Source organism: Streptomyces sp. NPDC048612, from assembly GCF_043199295.1.
Taxonomy (GTDB): Bacteria; Actinomycetota; Actinomycetes; order Streptomycetales; family Streptomycetaceae; genus Streptomyces.
The window spans coordinates 1-19,060 of sequence record NZ_JBICVV010000037.1 but is presented as its reverse complement, the minus strand read 5'-3'; the positions used below and the strand labels follow the sequence as shown (position 1 = coordinate 19,060).

Sequence of the window (19,060 nt, the reverse complement as noted above, 5' to 3'; positions counted from 1 at the left end):
GTCAACAAACCATTGAAGTTCCGCGATAAGGAAACTAGTCTCCACTGGTCAGAAGCGCCCTGAACCCAGACGGCGCCCGCGACCGTATCCGGGAGCCCGCGGCACCCCGTGCCGCCCGGTGTCCCGGCGGCCGTCGGCACCGCCGCTGAATGGAGTGACAGCTCATGTCCGCACCAGCGCCGTCCCCGCTGGCCATCGTCGCAGTCGACCCCGCGCACACCCCCGAACGGCAGGGCGAGGTGCTCACCGACGCCGCGCTCACCTTCGTCGCCGAGCTTCACCGCCGGTTCACCCCGCGCCGCGACGAGCTGCTCGCCCGCCGGGCCGAGCGCCGCGACGAGATCGCCCGGACCAGCTCGCTGGACTTCCTGCCGGAGACCGCCGCGGTCCGCGCCGACGACAGCTGGAAGGTCGCTGACGCACCGGCCGCGCTCAACGACCGCCGGGTCGAGATCACCGGCCCCACGGACCGCAAGATGACCATCAACGCGCTCAACTCGGGCGCCAGGGTCTGGCTCGCCGACTTCGAGGACGCCTCGGCGCCGACCTGGGAGAACGTCATCGGCGGCCAGGTCAACCTGATCGACGCCTACGAGCGCCGCATCGACTTCACCGACGCCGCGTCCGGCAAGTCGTACGCCCTCAAGCCCGCCGAGGAGCTCGCCACCGTCGTGATGCGGCCCCGCGGCTGGCACCTCGACGAGCGTCATCTGCAGTTCGAGGGGCGGCCGGTGCCCGGCGCCCTGGTGGACTTCGGGCTGTACTTCTTCCACAACGCCAAGCGTCTGCTGGACCTCGGCAAGGGCCCGTACTTCTACCTGCCGAAGACCGAGTCGTACCTGGAGGCCCGCCTCTGGAACGAGATCTTCGTCTTCGCCCAGGACTACGTCGGCATCCCCCAGGGCACGGTGCGCGCCACCGTCCTCATCGAGACCATCACGGCCGCGTACGAGATGGAGGAGATCCTCTACGAACTGCGCGACCACGCCTCGGGCCTGAACGCCGGCCGCTGGGACTACCTCTTCTCCATCGTCAAGAACTTCCGTGACGGCGGCGCCAAGTTCGTCCTCCCGGACCGCAACGCGGTCACCATGACGGCGCCGTTCATGCGCGCCTACACCGAACTCCTCGTCCGTACCTGCCACAAGCGCGGTGCGCACGCCATCGGCGGCATGGCGGCCTTCATCCCCAACCGCCGTGACCCGGAGGCCAACGAGAAGGCGCTCGCCAAGGTCAGGAACGACAAGGACCGGGAGGCCGGCGACGGCTTCGACGGCTCCTGGGTCGCGCACCCCGACCTGGTCCCGGTCGCCCGTGCCTCCTTCGACGCGGTGCTCGGCGACCGGCCGAACCAGAAGGACCGCCTGCGCGAGGACGTCTCGGTCTCGGCCGCCGACCTCATCGCCATCGACTCCCTGGACGCCAAGCCCACCTACCAGGGCCTGATCGACGCCGTCCAGGTCGGCACCCGCTACATCGAGGCCTGGCTGCGCGGCCTGGGCGCCGTCGCCATCTTCGGCCTCATGGAGGACGCCGCGACCGCCGAGATCTCCCGCTCGCAGATCTGGCAGTGGGTGGACGCCGGTGTCGTCTTCGAGAACGGCGAGAAGGCCACCGCGGACCTGGTGCGCACGGTGGCCGCCGAGCAACTGGCCGCCATCCGCGCCGAGATCGGCGAGGAGGCCTTCGCCTCGGGCAAGTGGCAGCAGGCCCATGACCTGCTGCTGCGGGTCGCCCTGGACCCGGACTACACCGAGTTCCTGACGCTGCCCGCGTACGAGCTGCTGGTCTGAGCCGGCTCGGCGTACGTCCCTGTGGTGGGGCGGGGGCGGGGCGGCGGCGCGGGCCCCCCCCGGGGGGGCGCCCCCCCCCCCCGGGGGGGGGCCCCGCCCCGGGGGGGGGGATGTTCAGACCCACGGGGGGTGGCGAGGGCGGCGCGGGCGCGCGGGGGGGGGCGGCGGGGGCCGCCCCCCCCCCCCCCCCCCCACGGCGTTCCGGCCGCCGCCCGACGGGGCGGGCGCCCCGGCACGGTGTGGTGTCATGTGAGCACCAAGTGGAGAGGCAGTCGGATGGACGATCGGCCAGGAGAACACGGTGCGCCGCCGGCCGCGAACGGGGACGCGGGCCAGGAGTTGGGCATGACGGTGGCCGAGCGTCTGCGGCGACTCCAGGGTTCCCTGTCGCCCGCGGAGCGCAAGATCTCCCGCGCGCTGCTGGCGCACTACCCCGCGGCGGGCCTGGAGTCGACGTCCGGGCTGGCCGGACGCGCGGGGGTGAGCCCGCCGACCGTGGTCCGCTTCGTCGTCCGGCTCGGCTTCGAGGGCTACCGGCACTTCCAGCAGTCCCTGCGGGACGAGGTGCAGGCCCGCCGCGCCTCGCCGCTGACCCTGCGGCCGGTGGTCAGCGAGAGCTCTCCGACCTCGGACCTGGTCGAGGCGGCGGAGGAGGTCGGCCGGGGGGCCCTGAGCCACACCTTCGCGGCGCTGCCGGAGCAGGAGTTCGACCGGGCCGTCGAGCTGATCTGCGACCCGTCGAAGCGGATCGTGAGCTTCGGCGGGCGGTTCTCCCGCCTCCTGGCCGAGTACCTGGATCTGCATCTTCGGCTGCTGCGGCCGGGCACCCAGGTACACCTGCCGGCCCCTGGCGGGGACGGCGGCTTCCGGGTGGACCTCGGGCGGCGGGAGGTGTGTGTGGTCTTCGACTTCCGGCGCTACCAGCGCGACACCGTGGAGCTCGCCCGCTTCGCGCAGGAACGCGGCGCGCGGGTCGTGCTGTTCACCGATCCGTGGCTGTCCCCGGCGGCCGAGTTCGCCGATGTCGTGCTGCCCGTGCGGGTCGAGGCGCCCAGTCCGTTCGACAGCCTCGTGGCGCCCGTGGCGGTGGTGGAGACGCTCGTGGCCGCGGTGCACGTACGCCTGGGAACAGCGGCGGAGGAGCGGATGAGGGCCGCGGAGGAGGCGTCGGGCGACCGCACCATGGAATGACGCCCATGAAATGAATATTTCATGCACACCTCTTGACGCGCCTTGTGGAACGTATGTTTCATGACAGGGCTCGGGCTGCTGTGGACTCAGCCCCGTCTCCTCCTCGGAGCGCCCTGTGTCGAATCCCCCTCGAACACGCAAGCTGCGCTTGTGGGAAGCGCTTACCCTCTCCGTCGGCCTCATGGGGCCGACACTCGCCATGGGTCTCAATGGGGCCGGAGTGGCGGCCACCGTCGGCAAGGCCGTCCCCCTCGTCTTCCTGCTCGGCCTGTTCGGGGTCGGCCTGGTCGCCTACGGCTTCTGGCGGCTGACCCAGCACTTCAACCAGGCCGGTTCCGTGTACGCCCTGGCCGGGGCCACCATCGGGCCCCGCGCCGGATTCTTCGGCGGCTTCGCCCTGCTGGGCACCTATCTCGCCTTCCTCGTCTGCACCCTCGCCGCGACCGGTGTCTTCGCCCAGGCGCTCCTGCACGCGACGGGCATCCGGTCCACCGGCCCCTGGGTGGCCGTCGCGTTCCTCGCGGCCCTCGGCGTCACCGCACTCAACTCCCGGGACGGCCGCACCACCGCCCGCACCCTGCTGATCGTGGAGGGCATCGGCATCCTCGCCATGCTGGTGCTCGCCGCCGTCATCACGGTGCGGGCCGCCACGGGATCGGCGCCCCGGCAGCAGAGCCTCGACCTCTCGGTGTTCACCGCCGGCGGCACCACGTACGGCGCGGTCATGACGGCCACCGTCTTCGCCTTCCTGTCCTGGGCGGGGTTCGAGGCCTGTGCGTCGCTGGGTGAGGAGACCGCCGACCCCCGGCGCAACATCCCCCGCGCGCTGGCCGGCAGCGTGCTGCTGACCGGCTGCCTCTACGTCCTGATGATGTTCGCCCAGACCATCGGCTTCGGCACCGACGCCCAGGGGGTACGAGAGTTCGGCGCGGCCGAGTCGGCCCTCTCGACGCTCTCCGGGCGGTACATCGGCACCTGGTTCGCGCTCGTCATCGCCTTCACCGCGGTCGCCTCCGCCTTCGCCGCCGCGCTGTCCTCCTCGGCGGCTGCCGCCCGGATGGTCCAGGCGCTGGCCCGGGACGGCTTCGGGCCGCGCGCCCTCGCCCGCACCCACCCCGTCACCGGCGCCCCGACCACGGCACTGCGGGTGTGCGGCGCCGTCGCGGCGGCGCTGACCGTGGTGATGTACGGCACCGGGGCCGCCGCCTTCGACACGTACTACTGGTACGCCACGATCGGCGTGCTGTGCGTCCTGGTGGTGTACGCGGTCGCCGGGGTCGGGGTGATCGTCTTCACGCTCTCCGGGCGGGGCCGGATTCCCCGCTACGAACTGGTGGTGCCGGTCGCCGGGCTGGGCTATCTGGGCTTCGTCTTCCTCCAGCAGTCGACCGGCCAGCGTGCGCCGTACACCTTCTTCCCCTGGATCGCCGCAGCCTGGTGCCTGGCCGGTGTCGCGGTCGTCCTCGCGGCGCCCTCCCTCACCCGGCGCATCGGCGCCCGGCTGACCAGCACGCCGCTCGACGGCGCGCAGCCGACCGACCCGAACCGAAAGGTGCCCTCATGACCCTGGTGCACACGACGGGGAAGGAGCCGGGACTCCTCGGTCCCGCCACCGTCCCCGGCCCCTCCCCCACGCTCCGCGCCGCCCCGGAGGAACCCCCGATGACCGACGCCGCCACCGTCTTCGTCGCCACCTGCGATCTGGCCGGACAGGTTCGGGGGCGGGCCGTGCCCTCCTCGGACCAGGCCTCCGCGCTGCGCTCCGGCACCGGATGGGTACCGGCCGACCTCGCGATCTCCTCGTTCGGCCCGATCGCGCCCGACAACGTCTTCGGTTCGCGGGGCGACCTGCGGCTGGTCCCCGATCCGGCCACCGCGGTCGACATCCCGGCGGACGGGGACACCCCGGCCCTCCGGCTCTACCTCGCCGACCAGACCCTGCCCGACGGGGAACCCTGGCCCTGCTGTCCGCGCACCTTCCTCCGCGACGCGGTCGAGGAGCTGCGGGAGCGCACCGGGATCGAGGTGGTCGCCGCGATCGAGCACGAGTTCGTGCTCGGCGGACTGCCGGCCGGCCCGCCCTTCTCGCTGCAGCGCTTCCGCCAGGCGGAGCCCTTCGGTTCGGACCTCGTACGGCTCCTGGAGCAGGCCGGGCTGCAGCCGGAGAACTGGCTCCCGGAATACGGGGACGGCCAGTTCGAGATCACCCTGCGGCCCGGGACCGCGATGTCCGCCGCCGACCGCGCCGTGCTGCTCAAGGAGCTGGTGCGCGACCTCGCCCGCCGCCGGGGGCTGCCGGTCAGCTTCGCGCCCCTCCTCGCCCCGGACGGGGTGGGCAACGGCGTCCACCTCCATCTGAGCCTGAAGGACGCCGAGGGCCGCCCGCTCCTCTTCGACCCCTCGCGCCCGGGGCGCCTCTCGGCGCTCGGCGCCCGGTTCTCCGCCGGCATCCTGCGCCACGCACCGGCCCTGACCGCCTGGACGGCACCGAGCCCGGTCTCCTTCCTCCGGCTCACCCCCCATCGCTGGAGCGCGGGAGGGATCTTCCTCGCCGAGCGCAACCGCGAGTCGCTGCTGCGGATCTGCCCCACGACGCAGCTCGCCGGGGGCGACGCCGCCGGGCAGTTCCACCTGGAGTACCGCGCGGCGGACGCCACCGCCAATCCCTGGCTCGCCCTGGGGGTCCTCCTCCGCGCCGGGCTGGAAGGGCTGGTGCGCGACTACGACGAGCCCACGGTGTGGCCGGAGGACACCGACGCCTCGGTACTCGACGGTGTCCCCGCCCTCCCCTCCTCCCTCGAAGAGGCCCTGCACGCACTCGAATCGGACGAGGTCGTGCGGTCGTGGTTCGATCCGCGGCTCCTCGCCACCCATCTGTCGGTCAAGCGGTCCGAGCTGGCGCAGCTGGCCGGGCTGGACGACGCCGCACGTATCCGGAAGGTCGCCGATGTCCACTGATGCCCTGGCGGCGGCGCTCGCCGAACTGCCGCTCGTGGACCACCATGTCCACGGCGCGCTCCGCGATGACACCGACCGCGCCGGACTGGAGCTGATGCTCACCGAGTCCGACCGTCCGGTCCCGCCCTGGATGACCCAGTTCGACTCGCAGATCGGCTTCGCGGTGCGCCGCTGGTGCGCCCCGGTCCTCGGACTCGCCGCGCACGCCGCGCCGGACGCCTATCTCGCCCGGCGCCGGGAGCTGGGAGCGGCGGAGGTCACCCGCCGACTCCTCGCGGCCTCCGGTATCGACCACTACCTGCTGGAGACCGGCTACGGGGGTGCGGAGATCCTCGGCACCGACGAGATGGCCAGGGCCTCCGGTCGCCGCGTCGACGAGATCGTCCGGCTGGAGTCGGTGCTGGAGGACGTGGCCCGCAGCGGTGTGGCCGCGGCGGAGCTGCCCGAGCGGTTCCGCGAGACCCTCGCCGCACGGACCACCGACGCGGTCGGCCTCAAGAGCATCGTCGCCTACCGCTTCGGCTTCGACTTCGATCCCGGGCGGCCGGCCGACCAGGAGGTGGCCGCCGCGGCCGGGCGGTGGCTGGCCGAGTGCGCGCGCACGGGGACCGTACGGGTCTCCGACCCGGTGCTGCTCCGCTTCGTCCTGTGGTCCGGCGTCGACCGGGGGCTGCCCATCCAGCTGCACGCGGGGTACGGCGATCCGGACGTGGAACTGCACCGCTGTGACCCGCTGTTGCTCACCCGGTTCATCAGGAGCGTGCAGCCGCACGGGGTCGATCTGCTGTTGCTGCACTGCTACCCCTTCCAGCGCAACGCCGGGTATCTGGCGCAGGTCTTCCCGCATGTCTTCTTCGATGTCGGGCTCGGTGTGAACTACACCGGTGTGCGCTCCGACGCCGTGGTGGCCGAGTCGCTGGAGCTGGCTCCGTTCGCCAAGATCCTCTTCTCCAGCGACGCCTGGGGGCCGCCCGAACTGCACCATCTGGGCGCGCTGTTGTGGCGGCGCGGCATGCTGCGGGCGATGGCGCCGTGGGTCGGCGACGGCGAATGGGACCTCGATGAGGCGGTCCGGGTGGCCCACATGATCGGACGCGGCAACGCCCGCCGGGTCTACGGTCTGGAGGGCGCCGCATGAGCCTCGGCCACACCCTGACCACCCTGGCGGCACAGCTCGAACGGGAGCTGGACGACGCCGTCGCGCTGCGCCGTCAACTCCACGCCCGGCCCTGTCTGTCGGGCGACGAGGCCGCGGCCCGCGAGCTGGTGCTCGCCGCGCTGCCCGGCCGGCACGCCGCCACCGAGGTCGCCGGCACCGGAGCCGTGGTCCGCGTCGGCGGCAGCGGTCCGGCCGTCGCCGTCCGCGGTGAACTCGACGCCCTGGCGGTGCACGAGGAGACCGGTGTGCCCTGGGCGTCGCGGCACCCGGGCGTGATGCACGCCTGCGGTCATGATGTGCACCTGGCCGCGCTGGTCGCCCTCGCGCGGGCCGTGGACCGGGCCGGCGGCCCGGCACCGCTGCTCGCCGTGCTGCAGCCCCGCGAGGAGACCTACCCCTCCGGCGCACGGGACGTCACCGAGGACGGCGTCCTCGAACGCGAGCAGTGCCGGGCGGCCATCGGCGCGCATGTCCAGCCGGCGCTCGCGGCGGGAACCGTCGCCTGTACGCCCGGTGGCGTCAACGCCTCGGCGGACGAGTTCACCGTGACCGTCCGGGGCCGCGGCGGCCACGCGGCCTACCCGCACCTCACCCGCGACCCCGTGGTCACCCTCGCCCATGTCGTGGTCGCCCTCCAGAGCCTGGTGAGCCGGGGGATCGACCCGATGTCCTCCGTCGTGCTGAGCGTCACCACGCTCGCCGCCGGGACCGCGGCGAACGTCGTCCCCGGCACCGCCGAGGCCCGCGGCACCCTGCGCGCGATGCGTGCGGCCGACCGTGAGGTCATCCAGGAACGGCTGGTGGAGACCGCCGGGCTGGTGGCACAGGCGCACGGCTGCACCGCGGACGTCCGGATCACCCGGGGTGAGCCGGTGCTCGACAACGACGCGACGCTGACCGCCGCGGCCCGGCCGCTGCTCGCCTCCCTCGGCCTGAAGGTGGCCGCCGACCTGCGGTCCGCCGGCGCGGACGACTTCTCGTACTTCTCCGAGCGGATGCCCGCGCTGATGCTGTTCGTGGGGACGCACGGCGGCACCGAGCAACTGCACTCCCCGACGTTCCTGCCGCCCGACGAACGGGTGCGGGACGTCGCCCACGCCCTGCTCGCCGGCTATCTGGCCGCCGCCGAGCAGTTCATCCCACGGCGCTGACGCCCCCTTCCCCGGCGCCCGCCCCGACCCCTCATTCAGGAACGAGGACCCGCACATGACCGCCACCGACACCACCGGCGACCGTCCGCCCGCCCCCGAGGCCCGGCAGCACCTCGACCTCGCCGAGACCGCCACCGCCCGCAACTACCACCCGCTGCCCGTGGTGCTCAGCTCCGGCCGGGGCGCGTGGGTGACCGACGTCGGCGGGCGCCGCTATCTGGACTGCCTGGCCGGCTATTCGGCGCTCAACTTCGGCCACGGCCACCCCCGGCTGCTGGCCGCCGCCCGGGAACAGCTCGAACGCCTCACCCTGACCAGCCGCGCCTTCCACCACGACCGGCTCGGCCCGTTCTGCCGGGACCTCGCCCAACTCGCCGGAATGGACCTGGTGTTGCCGATGAACACCGGTGCCGAGGCCGTGGAGACGGCGCTCAAGGTGGCCCGGAAGTGGGGCTACGAGGTCAAGGGCGTACCCGCGGACCGTGCGAACATCATCGTCGCCGACGGGAACTTCCACGGGCGTACCACCACGATCGTGAGCTTCTCGACGGACCCCGGCGCACGGGAGGGCTTCGGCCCGTTCACGCCCGGCTTCCGTACGGTGCCCTACGGGGACGCCGCGGCGCTGGCGGCCGCGGTCGACGAGCACACCGTGGCGGTGCTGCTCGAACCGATCCAGGGCGAGGCGGGCGTGGTGATCCCGCCGCAGGGGTACCTGCCGGCCGTGCGCGAGCTGTGCAGCCGGGAGAACGTCCTGTTCGTGGCTGACGAGATCCAGTCCGGTCTCGGCCGGACCGGCACCACCTTCGCCTGCGACGCGGAGGGGGTCACCCCGGACATGTACGTCCTGGGCAAGGCTCTCGGCGGCGGCATCGTGCCGCTGTCCGCCGTGGTTGCCCGCCACGAGACCCTCGGCGTCATCCGGCCCGGCAACCACGGCTCGACGTTCGGCGGCAACCCGCTGGCCGCCGCCGTCGGGCACACCGTCGTCGAGCTGCTGCGGACCGGCGAGTACCAGGCGCGGGCCACCCGGCTCGGCGAGCAGCACCGCGAGCGTCTCGAAGCGCTGATAGGCCACGGCGTGCTCGCCGTCCGCAGCCGTGGGCTGTGGAGCGGTGTCGACATCGACCCACAGCTCATGTCGGGCCGCGAGGCCTGCGAACGGCTCCTGGCGAGGGGCATCCTCGCCAAGGACACCCATGGCTCCACGATCCGTCTGGCCCCGCCCCTGGTCATCACGGCCGACGAACTCGACTGGATGACCGGCCAGCTCGCCGAGGTACTCGCCGCGCCCCGCTCCTGAGCGCTCCGCCGGACCGGGCCGTCGGGTCGGACGTCGGACCCACCGGCGGCCGGTCCGGGCTGTCGGCCCGGCCGCACGCCGGCCCGGCCGCGGCCAGTCCGCCGATCCCGCCGCCGGCGACGGCCGCCGGGCACCGCTTCCGGGGCATGGCGCACGCTACTATGCCCGTAGTAGATAGACACTACAAACGTAGTAAAGAGACCGGAAGGACACACAGGGTGGCACGACGGCGGGAGCAGGTGCTGGACGCGGCGGTCCAGGTGCTGGGGAGCGAGGGAGCGCGGCGGCTGACCTACCAGGCGGTGGACGCCGCGGCGGGTGTCCCCTCGGGTACCGCCTCGAACTACTTCCGTAACCGGGCGGCGCTGATCGACGGCATCGTCGACCATCTCCAGACCCTGGAGCACCGCGACTGGGAGCGCTTCGCCGCGGCCGCCGCCCCGGCCGACACCGGCGAACTCGCCGACAGCGTCGCCCAGTTCCTGCGGCATGCGACCGGCCCCGAGCTGGCCAGGACCGCCGCCCGCTTCGCGCTCTTCCTGGAGGCCACCGCGCGGCCCGAGATCCGGCCGGCGCTCACCCGCGGCCGGGCGGCCGTCCTCGGCTGGGGCGGGGAGTGGCTGCGGCGCTTCGGCTCGCCGTCCCCCCGCCGGCACTGCGAGATTCTCTTCGACTACATGGACGGCGTCGCCTTCCACCAACTCGCCTTCCCCGACGAGGACTTCGACCCGGCACCGGGCCTCCGCGAGCTGCTCCGCGGCCTGCTGGGCTGACCCCGCCCTACCCCGGCGGAACGCCCGACGGCCCCCGGAACGCCCGACGGCCCGTGAGGAAGCGCCGGATGCCGCTCCCCCACGGGCCGTCGGGCCGCGCCGGTGTCAGTGGGCAGGCGCCGCCGCGGGCGCCCCGGCCTCGTCCGTGGCGCCGGAGGCGGGGCGCGGCGCGGTCTCCGCCTCGCCGCGGGCGGCCGCGGCCGTGCCGTCCGCGGGGTCTCCCTCCGCGGTCCCGCCGTCCGCCGTCTTCCGCCCGAAGTGGTTGAAGGCGAGGTTGAGGACGATGGCGACCAGACAGCCGGTGCTGATGCCGGAGTCCAGGACGACCAGCAGGTCCTTGGGGAGGTGGTGGTAGAAGTCCGGGGCGGCGATCGGGATCAGGCCGACGCCGACGGCCGCAGCGACGATCAGCGCGTTGTCGCCCTTCTCCATCGCCGCGGTGGCCAGCGTCTGGATACCGCTGGCCGCCACCGAGCCGAACAGCACGATGCCCGCGCCGCCGAGGACCGGCAGCGGCACCAGCGAGATCACCGAGGCGGCCACCGGGCACAGGCCCAGCACGATCAGGATCAGCCCGCCGGTCGCCACGACGAAGCGGCTGCGCACCCTGGTCATCGCGACCAGGCCGATGTTCTGGGCGAAGGCGCTGTTGGCGAAGCCGTTGAACAGCGGGCTGAGGGCGGTGCCGAGGGTGTCGGCGCGCAGTCCGCCCTCGATGGTGCGCTCGTCCGCCGGACGGCCGACGATCCTGCCGAGGGCCAGCATGTCGGCCGTCGACTCGGTCATACAGACCAGCATCACGATGCACATGCTGACGATCGCGGCGAGGTCGAACTGCGGGGCGCCGAAGTGGAACGGCGTCGGGAAGCCGACCAGGGACGCCTCCGAGAGCGCCGAGAAGTGGGTGATGCCGACGGGTATCGCGATCAGCGTGCCGGCGATCAGGCCGAGCAGGATCGCGATCTGCTGGAGGAAGCCGCGCAGCGTCCGGCGCAGCACCAGCACGATCAGGAAGGTCAGCGCGGCCATCCCGATGTTGGTCAGCGAACCGTAGTCCGGGGCCCGGTCGTTGCCGCCCTGCGACCAGTTGAAGGCCACCGGCAGCAGCGAGACGCCGATCAGGGTGATGACGGTGCCGGTGACCACCGGCGGGAAGAACCGTACGAGCTTGGAGAAGTAGGGGGCGACGAGGAAGCCCAGCACCCCGGCGACGATCACCGCGCCGAAGATGACCGGGAGGGCGTCGCCGGGGCCCTGCGCCTTGCCGATGGCGACCATCGGCGTGACACCGGCGAACGAGACGCCGTTGACGAACGGGAGCCGGGCGCCGACCTTCCAGAAGCCGAGCGTCTGGAGGAGGGTGGCGATGCCCGCGGTGAAGAGGCTGGCGCCCATCAGGAAGGCGGTCTCGGTGGCGCTCAGCCCGCAGGCCGGGCCCACGATCATCGGTGGGGCCACCACACCCGCGTACATCGCGGCCACATGCTGCAGGCCGCTGGTGAACATCTTCAGGGGCGGGAGGGTCTCATCGACCGGATGCTTCCGGTCCCCCTCCGACTGCTGCCCGGTCATTGCGGCCACTGCGGGCCTCCTTCGTTTTCTGCGTCACCGGGGGCCGGCGAGGCGAGGCTGTCACGGAGGGCGTGCGATGTGGTGCGGGTGCGGGACGTCGCCTGGTGAGCGTGGTCGGCACGGCGCGCTTGTGGCGCGTGGACGGTGGCTGCCGGGCCTACCGGCCCCGGGGGTACGGGAATTCCCGCCCCCCGGGGTACGGCGCCTATGGACCCCGCTCGGGTCCACAGGCCCGGCCGGGAGCCGTCCCTCCCGGCCGAGTCAGGGGTGTGCGTCGGTGGTGTGACCGCGCCGTGGGGGTCAGCCCTCGGCGGCGATACGGGCCAGACGCTGTGCCTCCGCCCGCGCAGTGCGGGCGACGGTGTCCTCGTCGACGTTGCTGAGGTGGTTGTCCTCGACGACCGGCCGGCCGCCGACGAGGGAGAGGGTGACCGGTGCGGCGGCGCCGAAGACCAGCGCGGTGACCGGGTCGGCGATGGAGGAGTGGCCGAGGCCGTCCAGCTTCCACAGCACCAGGTCGGCGAGCTTGCCGGCCTCCAGCGAGCCGATCTCGGACGTCCGGCCGAGGACCTGCGCGCCGCCGTAGGTGCCGAGCCGCAGCGCCTTGCGGGCGTTGAGCGCGGCTTCCCGGTGGGCGCCGAGGCGGTTGATGAGCAGCGCGTTGCGCAGCTCGGTGTGGAGTTCGCCGGACTCGTTGGAGGCGGTGCCGTCGACGCCGAGACCGACCGGAACGCCGGCCGCGAGCATGTCGGGGACCCGGGCGATACCGGCCGCGAGGCGGGCGTTGGAGGACGGGCAGTGCGCGACGCCGGTGCCGGTGCGGGCGAAGGCGGCGATGTCGGAGTCGTTCATGTGGACGCAGTGCGCCATCCACACGTCGTCACCGAGCCAGCCGGTCGACGCGAAGTAGTCGGTGGGGCCCATGCCGAACAGCTCGTGGCAGAACTTCTCCTCCTCCACGGTCTCCGAGCCGTGGGTGTGCAGCCGTACGCCCTTGCGGCGGGCCAGTTCGGCGCCCTGCCGCATGAGTTCGGTGGACACGGAGAACGGCGAGCAGGGCGCGGCGGCGATGTGCACCATCGAGCCGAAGGAGGCGTCGTGGTAGGTGTCGATGGCCTCCTCGGTCGCCAGCAGGGCGCCCTCGGTGGTCTCGACGGCGAAGTCCGGGGGCAGCCCGCCGTCCTTCTCGCTGCGGTCCATGGAGCCGCGGGCCAGGGTGATCCGGGCGCCGATCTCCGCGGCGGCCGCGAGTTCCGCGCCGACGAGGTCGCCGGTTCCCCGGGGGAAGACGTAGTGGTGGTCGGCGGCGGTGGTGACACCGCCCTTGACCATCATGCCGAGCGAGCCCTGGGTGGCCGCGGCGAGCATCGGGGCGTCGATCCGGGCCCAGGTCGGGTAGAGCGCCACCAGCCAGTTGAAGAGGTTGTGGTCGGTGGCCAGGCCCCGGGTGATCCACTGGTAGAAGTGGTGATGGGTGTTGACCAGGCCGGGGGTGACGAGGTGTCCGGTGCCGTCGATCCGCCGGACCACGTTCGCCAGCCCCTCGGGTGCCTTGCCCGCGCCCACCGACTCGATGACCTGGTCGGCGACGACCACATGGCCGGTGGCGTACTCGGTGTCGTGGGCGTCGACGGTCGCGATGGCGCAGTTCTCGATGACGAGGCGCTGCTTCACCGCGCTGCCAGGGGATGCCGGTGCGGCCATGGTGCGATTCCTTCTTTCGGTGATGGCGGTGGGCACGGCATGGCCCTAGGGGATTTGAGTGCCGGAGCCGGACGGAGCGGCTGACAGGACCGCTGTCCGTGGGGTGCTCCGGGTGCCGAGGTGGTGGAAGAACAGGTTGAGCACGACCGCGGTCAGGGCTCCGGCGCTGATCCCGGAGCCGAGCACGGTCTGTGCCCAGGCGGGGAAGTCGGCGTAGAAGGCCGGCGCGGCGAGCGGGATGATGCCCGCCCCGAGCGACACGGCCACCAGGATGATGTGGGAGCTGTCGTCGAGACCGGCCGCGGAGAGCGTACGGATACCGCTGACCGCGATCGAACCGAACAGGACGATACCCGCGCCGCCGAGCACCGGCATCGGCACCAGCGAGACCACCGCGCCCAGCACGGGGAAGGCGCCCAGGACCAGCAGGGTGGCGCCGGCCAGTGCGACGACGTACCGGCTGCGGACCCGGGTCAGCGAGACCACCCCGACGTTCTGCGCGAAGGCGCTGGTCGGGAAGCCGCCGAAGACGGGGCCGAGCAGGGTGGCGAGGCCGTCGGTGCGCAGCCCGCGGGTGAGGGTGGCGCCGGTGGCCGGGCGGTCGCAGATCTCCCCGAGGGCGAGCATCCCGGCCGAGGACTCCGTCATCAGCACCAGCATCACGAGGCACAGGGAGAGGATCGCGGCGGGCTGGAACTCGGGGGCGCCGAAGGAGAACGGGGTGGGCAGCGCGACGACGGGGGCAGCGCGCAGCCCGTCGAGGCTCGCCATCCCGAAGGGCGCCGCGGCGAGGGTGCCGGCGACCAGGCCGATCAGCAGCGCGATCTGCTGGACGAAGCCCCGGGTGAAGCGCTGCACGAGCAGGATCACCACCAGGGTGAAGGCGGCGAGCGCCAGGTACTTCATGGCGCCGAAGTCGGCGGCCTGCTTGTCGCCGCCCTGCGCCCAGCCGACCGGCACGGGCATCAGGGTGACCCCGATGAGGGTGATGACGACACCGGTGACCAGCGGCGGGAAGAAGCGCAGCAGTCTGCCGAAGAACGGGCCGACGGCGAGGCAGAAGGCCCCGGCGACCATCACCGCCCCGTAGATCGCGGGGAGTTGATGGCCGGTGGCGGTGGTCTCGGCGATGGCGAGCATCGGGGTGATGCCGGCGGAGCTGGCCGCGTTGACGAACGGCAGGCGGTTGCCGGCGAAGCGGCGGAGGCCGAGGGTCTGCACCAGCGTGGCGAGCCCGGCGACGAGCAGGCTCGCGGCGATCAGCCGGGTCCGGCCCGCGGTGTCCAGGCCGACGGCCTGGCCGACGATGAGCGGAGGGGTGACGACACCGGCGTACATGGCCGCGATGTGCTGGAGCGCGGCGGGGACGAGCCGTCGGGCCGCCGGCCTCTCGTCCACCGGATGGACCGGGGACGCGGGGTGGTGCGGGTCGTGCGGGTGCGGTGCCATGGGTCGTTCCCCTCAGGATGTGCGTTCCCCTCCCCGCTGCGGGGTGGGGAGGGGAACGCACGGCACGGCGTTGCGTCGGAGCCGCTCAGAGGTTCGTCAGATCCACCGGGATCTCGGGCTCGACACCGTCGCGCAGAACAGTGGCTTCGATCAGTCCGTACGGGCGGTCCGCCGCGTAGTAGACCTCATTGTCGTTCTTGAGCCCGAACGGCTCCAGGTCCACCAGGAAGTGATGCTTGTTCGGGAGCGAGAAGCGGATCTCGTCGACCTCCGAGCGGTGATTGATCACGCGCGCCCCCATCTGGTACAGGGTCTGCTGGAGCGAGAGGCTGTAGGTCTCCGCGAAGGCCTGCAGCATGTGCTTCTTGACCTGCTCGTACGAACGCTCCCAGTTCGGCATCCGCTGCTCGTCGTCGGTCCAGTTGAACCGCCAGCGGCCGGACACCTCGGTGGCCAGGATGCGGTCGTAGGCCTCCTTGAGGGTCGTGTACTTGTCCTTGATGTAGCCCCAGAACTCCGAGTTGGTGGAGTTCATCACCACCAGGTCCTTGAGGCCGGAGATGACCTGCCACCGCTCACCGTCGTAGGTGATCTCGGTGAGCCGGGTCTCCTGGCCCTTGCGGACGAAGGAGTGCTGGACCTCGTCGGCGCCGATGAAGCGGGAGTTGGCGTCGGAGCCGGCGATCCGCTCCCAGGCGTACTCCTCGATCCGGATACGGGCCCGGTGGATCGGCTCCTGACTGGTGACGAAGTGCCGGGCCAGGTGGATGCCGAACTGCTCGGCCGACTCGATCCCGTGCTCCTTGGCGAAGGCGTACACGGTGTTCTTGGTCGTGTCGGTGGGCAGGCAGTGCGCGTTGGAGCCGGAGAGGTGGACCTCCTCCAGGTCGCCGGAGAGCGACACCGAGACGTTCAGGTCCTTGATGTGGTGGGTGTCGCCGTCCCGGGTGATCTTGACGACGCGGTTCTCCGCTTTGCCGTACTGGTTCTGGCCGAGCATCACAGGGCGGGCCGGGCGGGAATCGGCAGCGCGGGCCGGGCGGGAATCGGCAGGGCGGGCCGGGCGGGATCGGTCGGTCATGTCGGTGCTAGCTCCCTCGGTATACGGAGTAGCCGAACGGGTTGAGCAGCAGCGGTACGTGATAGTGCTCGCCCGGCTGGACGGCAAAGGTGATTGCCACCTCCGGGAAGAAAGCTCCGCTGTCCCTTACGCGGGGGGCGTCCTGCTGTTCCTCGGCTTGCTGGGGTGAAGCGCGGTGCTGGTGTGAAACGCGGTGCTTGTTTGAGACGAAGTACTCCTCGACGGCGAAGTCGAGGCGTACATGGGTGGTGCCGGCCGGCAGCTCCGGCAGGTCCTTGCAGCGTCCGTCAGCGTCGGTGGTGGACGCGCCGTGGGCGGTCCAGGCGCCGTCGCCGCCGGAGCGCACCGAGAGCGTGAGGGCGACGCCCTCCGCGGGGCGGCCCACGCTGGTGTCCAGGATGTGGGTGGACACCGACGTCGGTGCAGCCGTCTCGCCGCTCATGCTGCGTCTCCTTCTGCGTTCTCCGCGATACGGGTCAGCCGGATGCGGTTGATCTTGCCGAGTTCGGTACGAACGATCTCGCGTTCCTGTTGCGGCGTGTGGTCGATCCGGTTGCGGACCGCGTCACGCATCTGCTCCCCGGTACGGCCGGAGGCGCAGATCAGGAAGACGTGCCCGAACTTCTCCTGGTAGGCCAGGTTGAGTTCGAGCATCTCCGCCTTCAGCGCGTCGGAGGCGCCCGCCATACCGCTCTGCTCGCGGTGTGAGGTGGGGTCGCCCGGCTTCGGCCGGCCTATGGGCGGGTGCCCGGCCATCGCCTCGGCCAGGTCGTCCGCGGTCAGCTCCGCCATGGCGGCGTCGCTCGCGGCGAACAGGGCGTCGGTGGTGGCGTAGGGGCGCCGGGCGAGTATCCGCTCGCCCCATGCCCGGCTGGCACACACCTCGTGCAGTGCGGCGCGTGCCGTACCGTCGTCGGCGGTGTTGAACCGGGTGAGCCCCGCGGGGGGCGCGGGGGTGTCCCCCGTCGGGCGTGGTGAACGCGAAGACACGGGAAGCCTCCGTGGCCTGGTGGTGCTGGACAGCTCTGCTTGGCTGGAAACAGCTAAGACCCCTGGCAACATAACGTCAACACTTTGTTGAAAACTCGGCGACGCAATGGCCACCGTCCGGTGCCGCACGACGGCGGCCCCGGCGGCCGGGACGGGCCGGCAACGACCGCCCTCAGTCGGCGTCCTTCGCGGCGTTCTCCCTGTTCAGGTAGTTGTAAACGGTGAAGCGACTCACCCCGAGGGCGCCGGCGACCGTCTCCACGCCGTGCCGGACCGAGAAGGCGCCGCGGGACTCCAGAATCCGTACGACCGACTGCTTGGTCTTGCGGTCCAGCTCCGCGAGCGGCACCCCGTGCCGGCGCTGGAGCTCGGCGAGGATGTGGTCGAGCGAGTCCGACAGATGCGGGAGCCGTACGGCCACCCGGTCCCGGCCCTCCCAGGTCAGCACGACATCGTCACCCTCGGCCTGGTCCGGCGCGACCATCTGCCCACCCATCGCGTCGACCAGCGGCTTGACCGCCTGGACGAAGGGGTGGTCGGCGGGATCGGTCATGTCGCGTCCCCCTCGCCCCGGCCGGCCCCGCCGATGACGTTGACCTGAAGGGAGACCCGGGTGGCGCCCGCCCGCAGGGACTCGCGCAGCAGGGCGTTCACCGCGCCGAGCACCTGGTCGGCATCGCCCTCGGCCGTGTTGCCGAACGGGCCGACGTCCACGGCGTCCAGCTCGGCGCCCGTGACGACGTCCCGTGCCACCACCGCATGTGCCGGTGCCTCGTCCAGATCGAACGGCTCCGTCGTGAATTCCACTCTCAATCGCACGTCGTTCAACCTACGCGCGGTGGGGCCCGGCCACCAGAAATCGCCCCTGAGCCCTCTTGACAGCCTTCGAAGCCACCAGGCAGTGTTCCATTAAGCAGAAAAACAGTTCCACTATCCGGAAGGGCGCCGCCGTTATGGGTTTCCCGGACACGCGCTTCAACGTCAACCTGTCGATTCTGTTCACCGAACTCCCCCTCCTGGAGAGGCCGGCGGCCGCACGGGCGGCGGGTTTCACGGCGGTGGAGCTGTGGTGGCCGTGGGTGGATGCCCCGGTGCCGGAGCAGGCGGAGCTGGACGCCCTGCGGGAGGCGCTCGACGACGCGGGGACGCGGCTGGTGGGGCTGAACTTCTACGCCGGACGGCTGCCGGGCCCGGACCGGGGCGCGCTGTCGGTGCCGGGCGAGGAGTCGGCGCGGTTCCGGGCCAATGTGCCGGTGGCGGTGGAGTTCGCGCGCTCGCTGGGGTGCACCTCCTTCAACGCGCTGTACGGCAACCGCGTCGAGGGCGTCGACCCGGCCGAGCAGGACCGGCTGGCGCTGGAGAACCTCACGTTCGCCGCACGGGCGGTGGCGGAGGTGAACGGCACCCTGCTGATCGAGGCGCTCAACGCGCCCGAGTCGCCGGACTGCCCGATCGTCAGCGCCCCCAGGGCCGTCGAGGTCGTGGACGCGGTGAACGCGGCGACCGGCCTGGACAACGCCCGCTTCCTGATGGACCTCTACCACCTGTCGATGAACGGTGAGGACCTGGACGAGGTCATCGACCACTACGCCGCGAAGACCGCGCATGTGCAGATCGCCGACAACCCCGGCCGCGGCGCCCCCGGCACCGGCGCGCTCGACCTCGCCGGCCTGCTCGACCGCCTGGTCAAGGCGGGGTACGACGGCTGGGTCGGCCTGGAGTACAAGCCCGGCGACGGCCCGAGTGCGGAGGCCTTCGGCTGGCTCCCGGCCGACCGGCGCGCCGCCCGCTCCTGACCGTCGCCCGTTCCCCGAAAGAGGCACCCGATGAGCAGTCTTCCCAAGGTCGCGTGGATCGGTCTGGGCATCATGGGTTCGCCCATGGCCGAGAACCTGATCAAGGCCGGCTACCCCGTCACCGGCTACACCCTGGAGCC

The 19,060-nt window shown here is 72.1% G+C and carries 18 protein-coding genes; 10 read left to right on the top strand and 8 right to left on the bottom strand.

The features are described 5' to 3' along the window. The first annotated feature begins 164 nt into the window (after positions 1-164). From aceB to ACGFN2_RS33990, 8 genes are all read left to right on the top strand, one after another. Positions 165-1,793, top strand: coding sequence for a malate synthase A (gene aceB, locus ACGFN2_RS34025; RefSeq protein WP_393366690.1), 1,629 nt, complete (start codon positions 165-167; stop codon positions 1,791-1,793). Positions 1,794-2,069: 276 nt separating this feature from the next. Continuing rightward, positions 2,070-2,984, top strand: coding sequence for a MurR/RpiR family transcriptional regulator (locus ACGFN2_RS34020; RefSeq protein ID WP_362613749.1), 915 nt, complete (start codon positions 2,070-2,072; stop codon positions 2,982-2,984). Positions 2,985-3,099: 115 nt separating this feature from the next. After that, on the top strand, positions 3,100-4,548 hold the full coding sequence (locus ACGFN2_RS34015; RefSeq protein ID WP_393366688.1) for an APC family permease: 1,449 nt from the start codon (positions 3,100-3,102) through the stop codon (positions 4,546-4,548). Beyond that, complete coding sequence (locus tag ACGFN2_RS34010; protein ID WP_362613744.1) at positions 4,545-5,942, top strand: glutamine synthetase family protein; 1,398 nt, start codon at positions 4,545-4,547, stop codon at positions 5,940-5,942. The genes ACGFN2_RS34015 and ACGFN2_RS34010 overlap by 4 nt, the downstream gene beginning before the upstream one ends. After that, positions 5,932-7,080 (top strand): amidohydrolase family protein, encoded by a 1,149-nt coding sequence (locus tag ACGFN2_RS34005; protein ID WP_393366686.1) that lies wholly within the window; start codon positions 5,932-5,934, stop codon positions 7,078-7,080. The genes ACGFN2_RS34010 and ACGFN2_RS34005 overlap by 11 nt, the downstream gene beginning before the upstream one ends. Further along, entirely contained in the window at positions 7,077-8,252 is a 1,176-nt protein-coding gene (locus ACGFN2_RS34000; protein WP_393366684.1) for a M20 family metallopeptidase, read from the top strand. The genes ACGFN2_RS34005 and ACGFN2_RS34000 overlap by 4 nt, the downstream gene beginning before the upstream one ends. A 55-nt stretch (positions 8,253-8,307) precedes the next feature. Then, positions 8,308-9,555: an ornithine--oxo-acid transaminase gene (gene rocD, locus ACGFN2_RS33995; protein ID WP_362613737.1), complete on the top strand. Its 1,248-nt coding sequence runs from the start codon at positions 8,308-8,310 to the stop codon at positions 9,553-9,555. A 218-nt stretch (positions 9,556-9,773) separates the two neighbouring features. After that, positions 9,774-10,328: a TetR/AcrR family transcriptional regulator gene (locus tag ACGFN2_RS33990; RefSeq protein ID WP_362613736.1), complete on the top strand. Its 555-nt coding sequence runs from the start codon at positions 9,774-9,776 to the stop codon at positions 10,326-10,328. Positions 10,329-10,433: 105 nt separating this feature from the next. Here the strand turns inward: ACGFN2_RS33990 and ACGFN2_RS33985 are convergent, their stop codons facing one another. The 8 genes from ACGFN2_RS33985 to ACGFN2_RS33950 all read right to left on the bottom strand — a co-directional run bounded on the left by ACGFN2_RS33985 (position 10,434) and on the right by ACGFN2_RS33950 (position 17,943). Next, positions 10,434-11,900 (bottom strand): nucleobase:cation symporter-2 family protein, encoded by a 1,467-nt coding sequence (locus tag ACGFN2_RS33985; protein WP_393366728.1) that lies wholly within the window; start codon positions 11,898-11,900, stop codon positions 10,434-10,436. A 300-nt stretch (positions 11,901-12,200) separates the two neighbouring features. Then, positions 12,201-13,604: an 8-oxoguanine deaminase gene (locus ACGFN2_RS33980; protein ID WP_393366682.1), complete on the bottom strand. Its 1,404-nt coding sequence runs from the start codon at positions 13,602-13,604 to the stop codon at positions 12,201-12,203. A gap of 45 nt (positions 13,605-13,649) precedes the next feature. Continuing rightward, positions 13,650-15,053 carry a nucleobase:cation symporter-2 family protein gene (locus tag ACGFN2_RS33975; RefSeq protein ID WP_393366680.1) on the bottom strand — a complete coding sequence of 468 codons (1,404 nt, stop codon included), beginning with the start codon at positions 15,051-15,053 and terminating at the stop codon, positions 13,650-13,652. An 85-nt stretch (positions 15,054-15,138) separates the two neighbouring features. Continuing rightward, positions 15,139-16,053: a factor-independent urate hydroxylase gene (gene pucL / locus ACGFN2_RS33970; protein ID WP_362613751.1), complete on the bottom strand. Its 915-nt coding sequence runs from the start codon at positions 16,051-16,053 to the stop codon at positions 15,139-15,141. Positions 16,054-16,141: 88 nt separating this feature from the next. Then, positions 16,142-16,576 (bottom strand): hydroxyisourate hydrolase, encoded by a 435-nt coding sequence (uraH, locus tag ACGFN2_RS33965; RefSeq protein ID WP_362613730.1) that lies wholly within the window; start codon positions 16,574-16,576, stop codon positions 16,142-16,144. Then, the gene (gene uraD, locus ACGFN2_RS33960; RefSeq protein ID WP_393366677.1) at positions 16,573-17,124 is read right to left on the bottom strand and encodes a 2-oxo-4-hydroxy-4-carboxy-5-ureidoimidazoline decarboxylase; all 552 of its coding nucleotides are present in this window, start codon (positions 17,122-17,124) and stop codon (positions 16,573-16,575) included. The genes uraH and uraD overlap by 4 nt, the downstream gene beginning before the upstream one ends. A 172-nt stretch (positions 17,125-17,296) precedes the next feature. Next, positions 17,297-17,677: a helix-turn-helix domain-containing protein gene (locus ACGFN2_RS33955; RefSeq protein WP_362613725.1), complete on the bottom strand. Its 381-nt coding sequence runs from the start codon at positions 17,675-17,677 to the stop codon at positions 17,297-17,299. Further along, positions 17,674-17,943 carry a hypothetical protein gene (locus ACGFN2_RS33950; protein ID WP_362613724.1) on the bottom strand — a complete coding sequence of 90 codons (270 nt, stop codon included), beginning with the start codon at positions 17,941-17,943 and terminating at the stop codon, positions 17,674-17,676. The genes ACGFN2_RS33955 and ACGFN2_RS33950 overlap by 4 nt, the downstream gene beginning before the upstream one ends. Before the next feature lie 134 nt (positions 17,944-18,077). On the opposite strand from ACGFN2_RS33950, the gene ACGFN2_RS33945 reads away from it, so the two are divergent. Both ACGFN2_RS33945 and ACGFN2_RS33940 read left to right on the top strand, forming a co-directional pair. Further along, on the top strand, positions 18,078-18,920 hold the full coding sequence (locus ACGFN2_RS33945) for a TIM barrel protein (RefSeq protein WP_393366675.1): 843 nt from the start codon (positions 18,078-18,080) through the stop codon (positions 18,918-18,920). A gap of 30 nt (positions 18,921-18,950) precedes the next feature. Next, the coding region (locus tag ACGFN2_RS33940) for an NAD(P)-binding domain-containing protein (RefSeq protein WP_393366725.1) at positions 18,951-19,060 on the top strand (110 nt) is incomplete at its 3' end.